Source organism: Actinokineospora lacus, from assembly GCF_053813445.1.
On the sequence record NZ_JBQERA010000012.1, the window covers coordinates 207,472 to 222,685 of the forward strand.

At 73.4% G+C, this 15,214-nt stretch carries 16 protein-coding genes; 4 read left to right on the top strand and 12 right to left on the bottom strand.

Annotated elements, in window-relative coordinates; all coding sequences use genetic code 11:
* Positions 1–53: 53 nt before the first annotated feature.
* From ACTG9Q_RS26930 to uvrC, 3 genes are read right to left on the bottom strand one after another with little or no spacing between them, the layout of a single operon-like run.
* A complete protein-coding gene (locus ACTG9Q_RS26930; protein ID WP_455575766.1) occupies positions 54–1,004 on the bottom strand; it encodes a gluconeogenesis factor YvcK family protein in 951 nt (316 codons plus the stop codon).
* A 5-nt stretch (positions 1,005–1,009) separates the two neighbouring features.
* Positions 1,010–1,921: an RNase adapter RapZ gene (rapZ, locus tag ACTG9Q_RS26935; protein ID WP_455575705.1), complete on the bottom strand. Its 912-nt coding sequence runs from the start codon at positions 1,919–1,921 to the stop codon at positions 1,010–1,012.
* Positions 1,918–3,870: an excinuclease ABC subunit UvrC gene (gene uvrC, locus ACTG9Q_RS26940; protein WP_455575706.1), complete on the bottom strand. Its 1,953-nt coding sequence runs from the start codon at positions 3,868–3,870 to the stop codon at positions 1,918–1,920. The genes rapZ and uvrC overlap by 4 nt, the downstream gene beginning before the upstream one ends.
* A 141-nt stretch (positions 3,871–4,011) precedes the next feature.
* Between uvrC and ACTG9Q_RS26945 the strand changes: the two genes are divergently transcribed.
* Positions 4,012–4,404 (top strand): hypothetical protein, encoded by a 393-nt coding sequence (locus ACTG9Q_RS26945; protein ID WP_455575707.1) that lies wholly within the window; start codon positions 4,012–4,014, stop codon positions 4,402–4,404.
* Positions 4,405–4,456: 52 nt separating this feature from the next.
* On the opposite strand, the gene ACTG9Q_RS26950 is transcribed toward ACTG9Q_RS26945, so the two are convergent.
* The 7 genes from ACTG9Q_RS26950 to rpe all read right to left on the bottom strand — a co-directional run bounded on the left by ACTG9Q_RS26950 (position 4,457) and on the right by rpe (position 9,679).
* Positions 4,457–4,939: a Rieske (2Fe-2S) protein gene (locus ACTG9Q_RS26950; RefSeq protein WP_455575708.1), complete on the bottom strand. Its 483-nt coding sequence runs from the start codon at positions 4,937–4,939 to the stop codon at positions 4,457–4,459.
* An 89-nt stretch (positions 4,940–5,028) separates the two neighbouring features.
* Entirely contained in the window at positions 5,029–5,457 is a 429-nt protein-coding gene (locus ACTG9Q_RS26955) for a PH domain-containing protein (protein ID WP_455575709.1), read from the bottom strand.
* A complete protein-coding gene (ribH, locus tag ACTG9Q_RS26960; protein ID WP_455575710.1) occupies positions 5,454–5,951 on the bottom strand; it encodes a 6,7-dimethyl-8-ribityllumazine synthase in 498 nt (165 codons plus the stop codon). The genes ACTG9Q_RS26955 and ribH overlap by 4 nt, the downstream gene beginning before the upstream one ends.
* A complete protein-coding gene (locus tag ACTG9Q_RS26965) occupies positions 5,948–7,216 on the bottom strand; it encodes a bifunctional 3,4-dihydroxy-2-butanone-4-phosphate synthase/GTP cyclohydrolase II (protein ID WP_455575711.1) in 1,269 nt (422 codons plus the stop codon). The genes ribH and ACTG9Q_RS26965 overlap by 4 nt, the downstream gene beginning before the upstream one ends.
* Positions 7,213–7,833, bottom strand: a complete 621-nt coding sequence (locus ACTG9Q_RS26970) for a riboflavin synthase (protein WP_455575712.1) — start codon at positions 7,831–7,833, stop codon at positions 7,213–7,215. The genes ACTG9Q_RS26965 and ACTG9Q_RS26970 overlap by 4 nt, the downstream gene beginning before the upstream one ends.
* Before the next feature lie 13 nt (positions 7,834–7,846).
* A complete protein-coding gene (gene ribD, locus ACTG9Q_RS26975) occupies positions 7,847–8,842 on the bottom strand; it encodes a bifunctional diaminohydroxyphosphoribosylaminopyrimidine deaminase/5-amino-6-(5-phosphoribosylamino)uracil reductase RibD (RefSeq protein WP_455575767.1) in 996 nt (331 codons plus the stop codon).
* Between the two features lie 183 nt (positions 8,843–9,025).
* The gene (rpe, locus tag ACTG9Q_RS26980) at positions 9,026–9,679 is read right to left on the bottom strand and encodes a ribulose-phosphate 3-epimerase (RefSeq protein WP_455575768.1); all 654 of its coding nucleotides are present in this window, start codon (positions 9,677–9,679) and stop codon (positions 9,026–9,028) included.
* 131 nt (positions 9,680–9,810) lie between these two features.
* On the opposite strand from rpe, the gene ACTG9Q_RS26985 reads away from it, so the two are divergent.
* Genes ACTG9Q_RS26985 through ACTG9Q_RS26995 form a run of 3 tightly spaced genes read left to right on the top strand, consistent with a single transcriptional unit; the run spans position 9,811 to position 11,548 of the window.
* Positions 9,811–10,440, top strand: coding sequence for an MOSC domain-containing protein (locus ACTG9Q_RS26985; RefSeq protein ID WP_455575713.1), 630 nt, complete (start codon positions 9,811–9,813; stop codon positions 10,438–10,440).
* Complete coding sequence (locus ACTG9Q_RS26990; protein WP_455575714.1) at positions 10,440–10,871, top strand: NUDIX hydrolase; 432 nt, start codon at positions 10,440–10,442, stop codon at positions 10,869–10,871. Before ACTG9Q_RS26985 ends, ACTG9Q_RS26990 begins: the two co-directional genes overlap by 1 nt.
* On the top strand, positions 10,868–11,548 hold the full coding sequence (locus ACTG9Q_RS26995; RefSeq protein ID WP_455575715.1) for a DNA alkylation repair protein: 681 nt from the start codon (positions 10,868–10,870) through the stop codon (positions 11,546–11,548). Before ACTG9Q_RS26990 ends, ACTG9Q_RS26995 begins: the two co-directional genes overlap by 4 nt.
* Before the next feature lie 45 nt (positions 11,549–11,593).
* On the opposite strand, the gene pheT is transcribed toward ACTG9Q_RS26995, so the two are convergent.
* Together pheT and ACTG9Q_RS27005 are read right to left on the bottom strand one after the other, a co-directional pair.
* Positions 11,594–14,134, bottom strand: a complete 2,541-nt coding sequence (gene pheT, locus ACTG9Q_RS27000; RefSeq protein ID WP_455575716.1) for a phenylalanine--tRNA ligase subunit beta — start codon at positions 14,132–14,134, stop codon at positions 11,594–11,596.
* Positions 14,135–15,202, bottom strand: a complete 1,068-nt coding sequence (locus tag ACTG9Q_RS27005; protein ID WP_455575717.1) for a phenylalanine--tRNA ligase subunit alpha — start codon at positions 15,200–15,202, stop codon at positions 14,135–14,137.
* Between the last annotated feature and the right edge of the window lie 12 nt (positions 15,203–15,214).

Below are 15,214 nucleotides of genomic sequence, written 5' to 3' on the forward strand. Positions count from 1 at the left end.
CACGGCGTGTCGGGAACGGCGTGTCGGCCCTGGATATCGGCGATCGTCCGCGGTTATCCGCGGTTGGCGCGCACGGCGGCGATGGCGCGGGCCAGGGTCGCGCCGAGGGCGGCCGGGTCGTGGCGGTCCGGGATGTCGCCCTCGGTGACCGAGTCCAGCCAGGCCGTCGCGCCCAGGGCTCCTGCGGCGCGGCGCAGCCGGTCGGGGGTGGGGACGGAGTCGGCGTCGGCGATCACGGCGTCCACGCGCAGGCGCGGGGCGTGCTCGCAGAGCACGTCGAGGTGGGCTTCCGGGGAGAAGCCCGCGGTCTCCCCCGCCTGCGGGACCAGGTTGAGCACCACGACCCGGGTGGCGGCGGTGCTCACCAGGGCCTCGTGCAGCTCCGGGACCAGCAGGTGCGGCAGCACGCTGGTGAACCACGAACCGGGGCCGAGCAGCACGAGGTCGGCGCCGAGCACGGCGGCCACGGCGTCCGGGCAGGCTGACGGCGCCGCGTCGCGGCGCAGGGCGCTGCGCAGCCGGATGCGGTGCACCCTGCCGGGCGTGGTGGCCACGGCGACCTGGCCGCGGATGCGCCGCACGGTGCTGGGGTCCTCGTCGAGCCCGGTCACGTCCGCCTCGATGTCCAGCGGCTCGGTGGACATCGGCAGGACCCGGCCGGTGCACCCGAGCAGGCGCGCGGCCTCGGCCAGCGCGGCGACCGGGTCGCCGAGGACCTCCAGGAGCCCGGCGAGGACCAGGTTGCCCACCGCGTGCCCGGCGAGCGCGCCGGTGCCGCCGAAGCGGTGCTCGAAGACCGTGTGCCAGGCATCGGGACAGGCCAGCGCGGTGAGCGCCTTGCGGAGGTCGCCGGGGGGCAGCAGGCCCAGCTCGCGGCGCAGGCGCCCGGACGAGCCGCCGTCGTCGGCGACGGTCACCACGGCGGTGATGTCGTCGGTGATCGAGCGCAGCGCACCCAGGGTGGCCTGCAGGCCGTGCCCGCCACCCAGCGCCACGGCGCGCAGAGCGGTCACTCGCGCCCCAGGTCGCGGTGCACGACCTTGACCGCCATGCCGTCGTTGTCGCTGAGCCTGCGGGCCAGCTCCTCGGAGATGGCGACGCTGCGGTGCTTGCCGCCGGTGCAGCCCACCGCCAGGGTCAGGTAGCGCTTGCCCTCGCGGCGAAACCCGGCGCCGATCAGGCGCAGCAGCTCGTGGTAGCGGTCGAGGAACTCCTCGGCGCCCTCCTGGCTGAGCACGTAGTTGCGCACGTCGCCGTCGCGGCCGGTGAGGTCCTTGAGCTCGGGAATCCAGAACGGGTTCGGCAGGAAGCGCACGTCCATGACCAGGTCGGCGTCCATGGGCAGGCCGTACTTGTAGCCGAAGCTGAGCACGGTCACGCGGGTGCTGACGTCGGTCTCGGTGCCGAAGGCGTCCTCGATCTTGGCGCGCAGCTGGTGCACCGAGAGCGTGGAGGTGTCCAGGATCAGGTCGGCGTCCTCGCGCAGCGGCATGAGCACCGAGCGCTCGGTGGTGATGCCGTCGCTCAGCCTGCCCTCGCCCTGCAGCGGGTGGCCGCGGCGGACCTGCTCGAAGCGGCGGACCAGCACGTCGTCGGTGGCCTCCAGGAACAGCACGCGGGGCTTGTAGCCGCGGGCGTCGAGGTCCTTGATGATCGCGTCGAGGTCGTCGGTGAACGCGCGGCTGCGCACGTCCATGACCACCGCGATGCGGGTGATCGCGCCCCGGGCCTGCGAGCCCAGCTCGACCATGGTGGCGATCAGCTCGGGGGGGAGGTTGTCCACGACGAACCAGCCCAGGTCCTCCAGGCACTTCGCCGCGGTGCTGCGGCCCGCGCCGGAAAGCCCGGTGACGACCGCGACGGCGACCCCCGGGCTGCTGGTCCCCGCCGGGTGGGTCCCGGCGGCCTTCGGATCGGTCATGGCGTCCCCTCGTCCACTGTGGTGCGCTTATTGTCCGCCAAGGCGCTGCGCACGGCCTCGGCGGTGGCCTTGCCGATGCCCGGCACGCCGCTGATCTCCTCGACGCTGGCCTCGCGCAGCCGTTTCACCGACCCGAAGTGCTTGATCAGCACGGCCCGGCGGTGCTGGCCGAGCCCGGGGACGTCGTCCAGCGCGGACGCGGTCATCCGCTTGGTCCGCTTCTGCCGGTGGTAGGCGATGGCGAAGCGGTGCGCCTCGTCGCGCACCCGCTGCAGCAGGTAGAGGGCCTCGCTCGTGCGCGGCAGGATCGCCGGTTCCGGGTCGGCGGGCAGCCACACCTCCTCGAGGCGCTTGGCCAGCCCGATCACCGCGACGTCGGTGACGCCGAGGTCGGCGAGCACGTCGGCGGCCGCGTTGGCCTGCGGACCGGCGCCGTCGACGACGAGCAGGTTGGGCGGGTAGGCGAAGCGCCGCGGGCGCCCGGTGTCCGGGTCGACGGCCGGGGTCGGGTCCTGGCCGCCGGTCTCCCCGGCGTAGCGGGCGAAGCGGCGCCGGACCACCTCGGCGATGGCGGCGACGTCGCCCTCGGTCGCGGCCTCCCTGAGGGCGAAGCGGCGGTACTCGGACTTGCGCGCCAGGCCGTCCTCGAAGACCACGAGGGAGGCCACGACGTCGGAGCCCTGGATGTGGCTGATGTCGACGCACTCGATGCGCAGCGGCGCGGTGTCCAGGCCCAGGTTGTCCTGCAGCTCCTGCAGCGCGGCGGAGCGGGCGGTCAGGTCGCCCGCGCGGCGGAGCTTGTGCTGGGTGAAGGCTTCCTTGGCGTTGCGCTCGACGGTCTCCATGAGCGCGCGCTTGTCGCCCCGCTGGGGGACGCGCAGGCTCACGCGGGAGCCGCGCAGGCCGCTGAGCCAGTCGGCGAGGACCTCGGCGTCGGCGGGCAGTTCGGGGACGAGCACCTCGCGCGGGACCGGGCTGGCCTCGGTCTGCTCGGTCTGGTCGGCCTGGTCGCCGTAGAAGGCGACGATGAACTGCTCGGCCAGGTCGGCCAGCGGGTTGCCGTGGGTGTCCTCGACCCGGTCGTTGACCCAGCCGCGCTGCCCCCTGACCCGGCCGCCGCGCACGTGGAAGACCTGCACGGAGGCTTCGAGGTCGTCGTGGGCGAAGGCGACGACGTCGGCGTCGGTGCCGTCGCCGAGCACCACGGCCTGCTTCTCCATGGCCCGCTTGAGCGCGGCGATGTCGTCGCGCAGCCGGGCGGCCCGCTCGAACTCCAGGGTCGTGGCGGCGTCGGCCATCTCCCGTTCGAGCCTGCGCACCATGGCGTCGGTCTTGCCGGAGAGGAAGTCGTTGAAGTCGGTGACGATCTCGCGGTGCCGCTGCGCGTCGACCTTGCCGACGCAGGGGGCCGAGCACTTGTCGATGTAGCCGAGCAGGCAGGAGCGCCCGATCTGGCCGTGCCGCTTGAAGACACCGTTGGAGCAGGTGCGGGCGGGGAAGACGCGCAGCAGCAGGTCGAGGGTCTCCCGGATGGCCCACGCGTGGGCGTAGGGGCCGAAGTACCGCACGCCCTTCTTGCGGGCGCCCCGGTAGACGTGCAGGCGGGGGTACTCCTCGTGCATCGTGACGGCGAGCACGGGATAGGACTTGTCGTCGCGGTAGCGGACGTTGAAGCGGGGGTCGAACTCCTTGATCCAGTTGTACTCCAGCTGGAGGGCCTCGACCTCGGTGGAGACGACCGTCCACTCGACGCCGCCCGCGGTGGTCACCATCTGGCGGGTGCGCGGGTGCAGGGAGGAGAGGTCGGCGAAGTAGGAGTTGAGCCTGCCGCGCAGGCTCTTGGCCTTCCCGACGTAGATCACCCGGCCGCCCGGGTCGCGGAACTTGTACACCCCGGGCGCGTCGGGGATGGTCCCGGCGGAGGGCCGGTAGGTGGACGGGTCGGGCACGACCCAACCCTACGACCGAGCCCCGACAACCCTCACGCGAGCCGCGGGGATCTCGGTGAATCCCCACTATCGCGACGCCCCGTGCGGGACACTCGGTGGGTGCTTCACGACTTGGGCCTTATTGTCACTGTGTCCGTTGCTGTGGCCACAGTCCTGATTGCCGTGCAGCTGGTCGTGGCGTTCAGCAGGACGGGTTCGGTGACCGCCGTCCGGATGACCAAGCGGCGAATCGTGCTGTACACCGAGGTACCGCCGGGAGTGGTGTATTCCTGGCTTGTCCAGCACTGCCCGGCCGGGTACTCCGTCGACGATCACGACCCGACCCGCGGCGTCGTGATCCTTTCGTCCCGACCAACGGCTTTCACCTGGGGTTTCTTCTACCCGGCCGTGGTCTACGCGAACGGCACCGGAACCCGTGTGGACTTCGGGATCAAGTCGAAGGTGTTCCAGTACGGGCCGTTGGTGACACGGGCCCACCGGAAAGCCGCGCACGCCCTGGCAGTCCTGACCCACGGCCGCGTCCACGGCGGCTGACCCACGATCACGCGGTGCCGGTCCAGCCCGCGGGGGTGGACCGGCACCGGGCTCAGGCGAGGACGACGTTTCCGCCGTCGACCTTGACCGGGATCTCGCTGAGCCCTGCGGTCGCCGGGCCCTTGGTGACGGCGCCGGTGGTGGCGTCGAAGGTGCTGCCGTGGTTCGGGCAGGTGATGACGCCGCTTGAGGGCGTGCTGACCGGGGTGCCCTGGTGGGGGCAGGCCGGGTTGAACGCCTTGACCGCGTCCCCGGTGCGGACCAGCAGGATCTGGGTGTCCGGGCCCTCGACGAGCACGCCGCCGCCGTCGGGGATGTCGGCCACGGCGGCCAGGGCCCCACCAGTGGCCCCGCCAGGCGCGCCGCCGGTCGGGGCGCCGCCGGTGGGGGCCGGGGAGCCGCCGGGGGTGTTCGCGGGCGCGGGGGTCTCGGTGGAGCACGCGGCGAGGGCGCCGGGGGCCAGTAGGGCGAGCATCAGCCCGCACAGGACCTGCCTGCGGGGGCGGACGGCATCGATGGTGGGTTCTGCGGTCACGCGGGAGCCTCCTCGGACGGGCACTGAGGACAGGAGAACACCCGGGCATACGGGTGTGCCCGCCGAACCGTTCAATCCGAGCGCGGCCCTCAGTGCGGCTGGTGCGCGGCCTTGTGCAGTTTCCGCAGCTCACGGATGGCGCTGACGGCCCGGTCGCCGTCGATGGCCTGCACGGCCATCACCACGATGTACTCGTCGTCGGGCAGTTCCAGCCGCGCGTACGCGGCGCCGTCGGGGAAGGTCACCGCGACGATGTCGGACCAGGCGAGGAACTTGCCGCCCAGCATGTTGCGCACGACCACGCCGGAGGAGTCCGCCGTCACCTTGGGCCAGGTGAACCACAGCGCGCCCACGGCCAGCAGCACGCCGATGCCGACCATCGCCACCTGGTCGGCGGTCTGGAAGTACACCCCGGTCGTCGACTCCTTCAACAGCACCGCGACCACGGTGAACACCGCGATGAACACCAGCGCGAACGCCCCGGAGACGAACCGGATCTTGCGGGGGCGGGCGGTCACCGGAACCCCTGCTCCGTCCACGGCTGCCGCAGCCCGCGCAGCACCAGCGCCGACTCCAGCGCCGCCAGGCACGCCTCGAACCCCTTGTCCTCCGCCGAGCCGGGCAGCCCGCACCGGTCCAGGGCCTGCTCCTCGGAGTTCACCGTCAGCACCCCGTTGCCCACCGGCGTCGACTCGTCCAGCGAGACCCGGGTCAGGCCCGCGGTCACCGCGTCGCAGACGTACTCGAAGTGCGGGGTGCCGCCGCGGATGACCACGCCCAGGGCGACGACCGCGTCGTGGTGGCGCGCCAGCTCCTGGCACACCACCGGCAACTCCACCGCCCCTGGAACGCGGACGATGGTCGGCTCGGCGATGCCCGCCTGCTCGGCCGCGGCGAGCGCGCGCTCCAGCAGCTTGTCGGTGATCGCCGGGTGCCACCGGGTGGCCGCGACCGCCAGCTGGATGCCCTCGCACCGCGGCACGACCGCCTCTGGCCTGCCTGCTCCGCTCACACCGAACCCTCCCCGCCCAGGCCCGGACGTGCCTGGGTGGAGTCGAATTGTTCCAGGTTCGCCAGGTCGTGGCCCATCCGGTCCCGCTTGGTGCGCAGGTAGTGCAGGTTCTCCGGGTTCGGCCACACCGACAGCGGGACCCGGTCGACCACGGTCAGGCCGTAGCCGTCCAGGCCGACGCGCTTGGCCGGGTTGTTCGTCAGCAGCCGCATGGTGCGCACGCCCAGGTCGACCAGGATCTGCGCGCCGGTCCCGTAGTCGCGGGCGTCGGCGGGCACGCCGAGGGCGAGGTTCGCGTCGACGGTGTCGGCGCCCGCGTCCTGCAGCTGGTACGCCTGCAGCTTGTGGATCAGCCCGATCCCGCGGCCCTCGTGCCCGCGCATGTAGAGCACGATGCCGCGGCCCTCGGTGGCCACCGCCTCCAGCGCGGCGTCCAGCTGCGGGCCGCAGTCGCAGCGCAGCGAGCCGAACACGTCGCCGGTCAGGCACTCGGAGTGCACGCGCACCAGGATGTCGGCGCCGTCGCCGACGTCGCCGTAGACCAGGGCGACGTGCTCGATGCCGTCGAGCAGGCTGTCGTAGCCGACGGCGCGGAACGTGCCGTGCGTGGTCGGGATGCGCGCCTCGGCGACCCGCGCGACCTGCTTCTCGGTGCGCCGCCGGTAGGCGATCAGGTCGGCGATGGTGATGATCTCCAGCTCGTGCTCGGCCGCGAAGACCTCGAGCTCGTCGCGCCGGGCCATGTCGCCGGTGTCCTTCTGGGACACGATCTCGCACAGCACGCCCGCGGGCCGCAGCCCCGCCATCCGTGCCAGGTCCACCGCGGCCTCGGTGTGCCCGGGACGGCGCAGCACACCGCCCTCCTTGGCCCGCAGCGGCACGACGTGGCCGGGCCGGTTGAAGTCGCCGGATGTGGCCTTCTCGTCGGCCAGCAGGCGGATGGTGTGGGCGCGGTCGGACGCGGAGATGCCGGTGGAGACACCTTCCTTCGCGTCCACGGTGACGGTGTACGCGGTGCCGCGCGCGTCCTGGTTGGTGTGGAACATCGGCGGCAGGTCCAGCCGGTCGCAGTCGGACTCGGTCAGCGGGACGCAGACGTAGCCGGAGGTGTAGCGGACCATGAAGGCCAGCGTCTCCGCGGTCGCCTTCTCCGCGGCGAAGATCAGGTCGCCCTCGTTCTCGCGGTCCTCGTCGTCCACGACGACGACCGGCTTGCCCGCTGCGATGGCCTCGATGGCCCGCTCGATGGCGGCGAAGTCACTCACCCTCGACCTCCCTCTGCTACGGCGCCCAGGTGTGGTGCGGCCAGTCTCTCCACGTACTTGGCGATGACGTCCACTTCGAGGTTGACTTTGTGGCCGCGCCCCCGGGCGCCGAGCGTGGTCGCGCGCAGCGTCTCGGGGATCAGGCTCACGGTGAACCAGTCGTCCCCGACCTCCACGACGGTCAGCGAGACCCCGTCGACGGTGATCGAGCCCTTCTCCACCACATAACGCGCCAGCCGGGCGGGCATTCCGACCCGCACCAGCTCCCAGTGCGCGGAGGGCTCGCGGGAGACGATCTCGCCGGTGCCGTCGACGTGGCCCTGCACGATGTGGCCCCCGAAGCGGGCCCCGACGGCGGCGGCGCGCTCCAGGTTGACCTCGTCGCCCGCGGCCACCTTGTCCAGGCTGGTGCGGGTCAGCGTCTCGCGCATGACGTCGGCGGTGAACCTGGCGCCGTCGAGTTCCACGACGGTCAGACAGACGCCGTTGACCGCGATCGAGTCGCCGATGCGCGCGTCGGCGGTGACCAGGGGCCCGGCGATGGTCAGCCGCGCGGCTTCGGCGAGGTCGGTGACGGCGACGACCTCACCGCGCTCCTCCACGATCCCGGTGAACACCGGCGTTCCTCCTTCAGTCCGACGCCGGGACAGCGCTGATGCGCACGTCCGGCCCACTCATGGTGACCTGTTCCACGGCCATGCGGTGCGCCCCGGTGATGGTCGACACGCCGGATGCGCCCAACGCCACAGGCCCGGCGCCGAGCAGCACGGGCGCGACGTAGGCCAGCAGCCGGTCGACCAGCCCGGCGGCGGTGAACGCGCCCGCCAGGGTCGGGCCGCCCTCCAGCAGGACGTCGACCACGCCGCGCTCGTCCAGGGCGGCCAGCACCTCGCGCGGGTCGCGGGTGCGCAGGTGCACGGTGGGGGCGGTCTCGTCCAGCACCTTCGCCCCGGCGGGCAGCTCGCCGGTCCCGACGACGACGCGCAGCGGCTGGCGGGCGGCGAGCGCGCCGTCGGCGGCGCGGGCGGTCAGGGCGGGGTCGTCGGCCAGCACGGTGCCGCGGCCGACGACGATCGCGTCGACCCGGGTGCGCAGGTCGTGGACCTCGGCGCGGGAGACAGCGGAGCTGATCCACCGGCTGGTGCCGTCCGCCGCGGCGACGCGGCCGTCGAGGGAGGCGGCGTACTTCCAGGTCACGTGCGGGCGCCCGGCGCGCTGGCGGTGCAGCCAGGCCCGCAGCGCGCCCCGCTCGGCGTCCTCGGCCAGCAGGCCCGCCTCCACGCGCAGGCCCGCGGCGCTGAGCAGCGCCCCGCCGCCCGCGGCCCGCGGGTTCGGGTCGCGCACGGCGTAGACGACCTGGGCGACCCCGGCGGCGAGCAGCGCGTCGGTGCACGGCGGGGTGCGGCCCTGGTGGGCGCACGGCTCCAGGGTGACCACGGCGGTGCCGCCGCGGGCCCGCTCCCCCGCCACGCGAAGGGCCATGACCTCGGCGTGCGGCCCGCCGGGCGGCTCGGTCGCGCCCAGGCCGACCAGGTCACCGCCCGCGTCGAGGACGGCGCAGCCCACCGGGGGGTTCGGGCTGGTCGTGCCGTGCACGCCCGAGCCCCGCGCCAGGGCCGCGCGCATCGCCGCGACCAGCCTGTCCTCCACGCTGATCAGTGTTTCAGGTCCGGCTGACACGGCGCACCCGCCCAGGTGCGCCGTCGGGGGCCTGGGCCCAGTAGAGGATCAGGCAGGCAGGAAATCAGGCCAGTAGAAGATCAGGCAGGCAGGAGATCAGGCCCGGTACGAGATCGAGCGGGCAAGGGATCAGGGCCGGCAGGCGGCGGCCCGCGCGCGCAGCGCGGCGATGGCGCGGGCCGGGTCGTCGGCGCCGTAGACGGCCGAGCCCGCGACGAAGCAGTCCACCCCGGCCTCGGCGGCGGCCTCGATGGTGTCGTCGTTGATGCCGCCGTCGATCTCGACGATGACCTTCAGGTGTCCGGTGTCGACCAGGCGGCGGGCGGTGCGGACCTTGTCGAGCACCTCGGGCATGAACTTCTGCCCGCCGAAACCGGGCTCCACTGACATGATCAGCAGCGTGTCGTAGTCGCGCAGGACCTCCAGCCACGGGTCCAGCGGCGTGCCCGGCTTGAGCGACAGGCCCGCCTTGGCCCCGGCGGCGCGCAGGTCGCGGGCCACGGCGCGGGCGTCGCGGGCGGCCTCGGCGTGGATGGTGACGTTGTGCGCGCCCGCCTCGGCGTACCCGATCGCCCAGCGGTCCGGGTCCTCGATCATGAGGTGGCAGTCCAACGGGATGGCCGTCGCCTTGCGCAGGGACTCGACCACCGGCAGGCCGAGGGTCAGGTTGGGCACGAAATGGGCGTCCATCACGTCAACGTGCAGCCAGTCCGCGCCGTCGACGGCGGCCATCTCCTCGGCGAGACGGGCGAAGTCGGCGGACAGGATGCTGGGCGCGATCATCGGGGCACTCGACACGGCGGCAGCATAGGCAGGTCCACGCAACGCCGTCGCAACCAGCGCGGCCTCAGGTGAGCCACGTCTCGGAAAGCGTTGGCGGGATTAGTTAGGTTCGTGGGGTGGACAACGCGCGCGTGCTCTCTGTCAATCTCGGGTCACCCCGCCCGACCGCCGCCAAGTCCGGGCGCACCGGCATCGACAAGCGGCCTGCCGACGGCCCGGTCGAGGTCTCGGTCCCCGGGCACGCCGAGTCCGGGTTCGCCGGTGACGCGATCTGCGACGTGGACCATCACGGCGGCCCCGACCAGGCGGTGTACGCCTACGCCAGGGAGGACCTCGACCGCTGGGAGTCTGAACTCGGCCGGGAGCTGCCCGGCGGTGTGTTCGGCGAGAACCTGACCACCGCCGGGGTGGACGTCACCGGCGCGCTGATCGGGGAGCGCTGGCGGGTCGGCGGGGCGCTGCTCGAGGTGAGCTGCCCGCGCAACCCGTGCCGCGCGTTCGCGCTCTGGATGCGGCGGGAGCAGTGGCAGCGCGTCTTCATCCAGCGCGCCCGGCCCGGGGCCTACCTGCGGGTCATCACCCCGGGCCTGATCGCCGCGGGCGACGCCGTTGAGGTCGTCCACCGCCCCGACCACGGCGTGACCATCGGCGTGACCTTCCGCGCGACCACCCTGGAGCCGGAGCTGCTGCCCCGCCTGATCGACGTCGACGCCCTGCCCGGCCACATCCGGGCCCGCGCGCGGAAGCGGGTGCACGTCTGATGCGCAAGACCGGGCCGCGGATCGGCGCGTACGTGTTGTGCGTGGACGACGGGAAGGTGCTGCTGAGCCGCTGGACCGGTTTCGGCGACCCCCGCTGGAACCTGCCCGGCGGCGGCGTCGACCACGGTGAGGACCCGCTGGACGCCGCCGTGCGGGAGGTCTTCGAGGAGACCGGCTACACCGTGGAGATCGACGAGCTGATCGGCCTGCACAGCCACGTCCGCACGGAGCGGCGCGTCGCCCACCACTCCCTGCGCGTGCTCTACTCGGGCCGGGTCACCGGCGGCGAGCTGACCTACGAGGTGGGCGGCAGCTCCGACATGGCGGCGTGGTTCGACCTGGCCGAGATCCCCGACCTGCCCCGCGTCTCCCTGGTCGAGGTCGCCCTGCGCATGGCCGCCGACCGCCCGCGCACCGGCAGACTCGGGTGACCCCCCTGGCCGAGGCCGTCCGCGCCCGCCTCGCCGCGGCGGGTGACCCGGCCAGGGCGGCGGAGATGCGCCGCTACATGAAGTCCGAGATGCCGATGCACGGCGTGCAGAAGCCCACGCGGGCGGCGGTGGTCAAGGCCCTGGTCGCCGAGCACCCGTTCACCAGTCGTCCGGAGTGGACGGCGGCCGTCGCCGACCTCTGGCGGGGGGCGACGCACCGCGAGGAGCGCTACGTCGCCCTGGACTTGGCGGGCGAGCGCCGCTACGCCCGCTGGCAGGCGCCGGACCTGCTGCCGCTGTACGAGGAGTTCGTGGTGACGGGCGCGTGGTGGGACTTCGTCGACGAGCTGGCGAGCAAGCGGATCGGGTCGCTGCTGCTGGACCACCGCGCGGAACTGACCCCGGTCATGTGGACGTGGGCGAGCGACCCGGACCGCTGGAAACGCCGGACGGCGGTGATCTGCCAGCTCCACCACAAGACCGCCACCGACACCAACCTGCTGACCCACGCCGTCGAGTCCAACGTGGATGACCAGGACTTCTTCCTGCGCAAGGGGATCGGCTGGGCCCTGCGCCAGCACGCCCGCGTGGACCCGGGGTGGGTCCGCGACTTCGTCGACACCCACCCGGCCCTCTCGCCGCTGTCCCGCAGGGAAGCCCTCAAACACCTCACCTGACACGCCGGGGCGGACGAGCCCTGCCCGTCCGCCCCGGCGTCGTGCTCAGGCGCGCAGGACGGCCCCGTGCCTGCTCGCGGCCAGCTCCACCGCCGCGTCGCGGGCGGTGGTGGCCTCCTCCACCGTCAGCGTCCGGTCGGCGGCCCGGAAGCGCAGGGCGTAGGCCAGGGACCGCTTGCCCGCCTCGACCTGGGCGCCGGTGTAGACGTCGAACAGGCTCAGGTCCTCCAGCAGGTCCCCGCCGCCCGCCCGCAGCGTGGCCGCGACATCGGCGGCGGGCACCTCGGCGTCGACCACCAGGGCCACGTCCAGCAGCACCGGCGGGTAGGGCGAGACCTGCGGCGCCGGGCGCCCCTCGGTCAGCGGCAGGGCGTCGAGGTCCAGCTCCATCGCGCACGTCCGCGCGGGCAGCCCGAGCGCCTCGACCACCTTCGGGTGCAGCTCCCCGGCGTGCCCGACCGGGAACCCGCCCATCCGCAGCTCGGCACAGCGGCCGGGGTGCCACGGCAGCAGGTCGGACTTGCGCACCGTCAGCTCGACGCCCGCGGCCGACGCCACCAGGTGGGCCGCCCGCACGGCGTCCGCCCACCCGGCGGGCTCGCCCGCGCCCCACCAGCCCGGTCGGACCCGGTTGCCGGTGAGGACCGCCGCCACGTGCACCGGCTGGTGCGGCAGCGCCGCCCGCAGCGCGGCCAGCTCGTCGTCCGAGGGCCGCCCGCCCACCCCGACCGACGGCATCGGCACCGCCCGGTGGCGGGGCAGCACGACCTGTCCGATGTGGAACAGCGACAGGTCCCGCGCCCCCCGGGAGACGTTGCGCGAGACCATGTCCAGCAACCCGGGCAGCAGCGTCGTCGGCAGCAGGGGCCGGTCGGCCTCCAGGGGGTTCAGCACCGACATCGCCCGACGGCGCACGTCGTCGGCGGCGAGCCCGAAGGCGTCGAACGCCGAGGGGGCGATGAACGGGAACGGCAGCACCTCGACGTAGCCGTGCTCGGCCAGCGTCCGCCCCACCGCGCGCTTGCGGCGCTGCGCCGCGGTCAGCCCGCGGCCCGCGGGCGCGGCGGGGAGCTCGGTCGGGATGGTGTCGTAGCCCTGCAGCCGCAGGACCTCCTCCACCAGGTCGGCCGGTTCGAGCAGGTCCGCGCGCCAGGTCGGCGGGATCGCGGTGACCATGGGCCTGCCGTCGCCGTCCGCGCCGACGTCCACGGTGCAGCCGATCTGCTGCAGCCGGGTCACGGTGACGCCGCGGGCGTAGTTGACGCCCGCCACCTGGTCCGGCAGGTCCATCGCCATCGCGATGGGACCGGGGCCGGTCGGGTGCCCGGCGTCGGTGCGGCCGGGCTGGACGCGCCCCTCGCCGTACTCGCGCAGCAGGCGGGCGGCCCGCTCCAGGGCCGAGGGGGGCAGCGCGGGGTCGACCGTGCGCTCGAAGCGCTTGGCGGCCTCGCTGGGGAGCTTGTGCCTGCGGACGGCGCGGGCGATCGACGGCGGGTCCCAGATCGCGGCTTCCAGGACGATGTCGGTGCTGTCCGGGGTGATCTCGGTGCTCAGCCCGCCCATCACGCCCGCGAGCGAGATCGGGCCGGTGGTGTCGCAGACGACGAGGTCGTCGGGGTCGAGGTCGCGCTCGACGCCGTCGAGGGTGACCAGCTTCTCCCCCGCCCGCGCCCGCCGGACCGTGATCCCGCCTGCGAGGCGGGTGGTGTCGAAGGCGTGCATGGGCTGGCCGGTCTCGAGCATCACGTAGTTCGTCACGTCGACGGCCAGCGAGATCGACCGGATGCCCGCCAGCGCGAGCCTGCCGCGGATGAACCACGGCGTCGGCGCGGTCGGGTCGATGCCGCTGACCCTGCGCACGACGAACCGCGCGCAGCCGTCGAAGTCCTCGATGGACACCGGGACGGACTCGCCCTCGGCGGGCGGCACCTCGACCGCGGCCGGGTCGATGACCCGCAGGTCGAGCGCGCACGCCAGTTCCCTGGCCAGGCCGCGCACCGAGAAGCAGTAGCCGCGGTCGGGGGTCGGGGCCAGCTCGATGACGGTGTCGGTCAGGCCGAGCAGCTCCACCGCGTCGTCGCCGGGGGCGGCCTCGCCGCTGGGCAGCACGAGGATGCCGCTGTGGTCGTCGCCGAGGCCCAGCTCGCTCAGCGAGCAGATCATGCCGTTGCTGACCCGCCCGTAGGTCTTGCGCGAGGCGATGGCGAACCCGCCGGGCAGGACCGCGCCGGGCAGCGCCACGACGACCAGGTCGCCCTCGACGAAGTTCCGCGCGCCGCACACGACCTGGGTCGTCGCCGGGGCGTGCGGGTCGACGGGGTCGGGCTCGTCGTCCAGCGGGTCGGTGATCAGGGGATCGCCGATCTCGACGGTGCAGAAGCGGATGGGCTTCTTGAACTCCGTGAGCTCCTGGATCTCGGCGACCCGGCCCACGACGAGCGGCCCGGTCACCGGGCCGAGCGGGGTCAGGCCCTCGACCTCGATCCCGATGCGGGTGAACGCCTCAGCGACCTGCTCTGGGGTGAGGTCCTTGGTGTCATCGTCGAGTTCGAGCTGCTGGATCAGCCAGCTCACCGGGAGCCTCAACTACGCCTCCGTGCCGAAGGGAAGGGTGAACCGGACGTCGCCCTCGACCATGTCGCGCATGTCCGGGATGCCGTTGCGGAACTGCAGGGTCCGCTCCAGCCCCATGCCGAACGCGAAGCCGGAGTAGACGTCGGGGTCGACACCGCACGCGCGCAGCACGTTCGGGTGGACCATCCCGCAGCCGCCCCACTCCACCCAGCCCGCGCCGCCCTTCTTCTCGGCGAACCACACGTCGGGCTCGGCGGAGGGCTCGGTGAACGGGAAGTACGACGGGCGCAGCCGCACGCGGGCCTCGTCGCCGAACATGGCGCGGGCGAAGGCGTCCAGCGTGCCCTTGAGGTGGGCCATGGTCAGGCCCTTGTCGATGGCCAGCCCCTCCACCTGGTGGAACACCGGGGTGTGGGTGGCGTCGAGCTCGTCGGTGCGGAACGTCCGGCCGGGACAGACGACGTAGACCGGCAGGTCGCGCTCCAGCAGGGCGCGGATCTGCACCGGGGAGGTGTGCGTGCGCAGGACCAGCCCGCTGCCCTCGGGGGCGACGTAGAAGGAGTCCTGCATGGTGCGCGCGGGGTGGTCCTTCTTGAAGTTGAGGGCGTCGAAGTTGAACCACTCGCCCTCCAGCTCCGGGCCCTCGGCGACCTCGTAGCCCATGCCCGCGAAGACGTCGGCGATGCGGTCGGACAGCGTGGTCAGCGGGTGGCGGGCGCCGCGCGGCACGCGGTCCCACGGCAGGGTGACGTCCACGCCCTCCTCGCGCAGCACCCGCTCGTCGCGCTCGGCCTGCAGGCGCGCGCGGTGCTCGTCGAAGGCGGCCTTGATGGCGGACTGCGCCTCGTTGACCCGCTTGCCCGCCTCGGAGCGGGCCTTGGGCGGCAGCGCGCCGATCTCGCGGCGGGCCAGCAGCAGTGGTGAGCGGTCCCCTAGGTGCGACGGTTTGACCGCGGCCAGCGCGTCGAGGTCGGCCGCGGCGGTGAACTCCGCGCGGGCCTTGTCGACGGCGGCCTGGAGGGTCTGCGGCCGCAAGGCCGCGACCTCCTTCGGGTCGTACGGGTCGTTGGCTCCGGACATGGTTGGTGGACA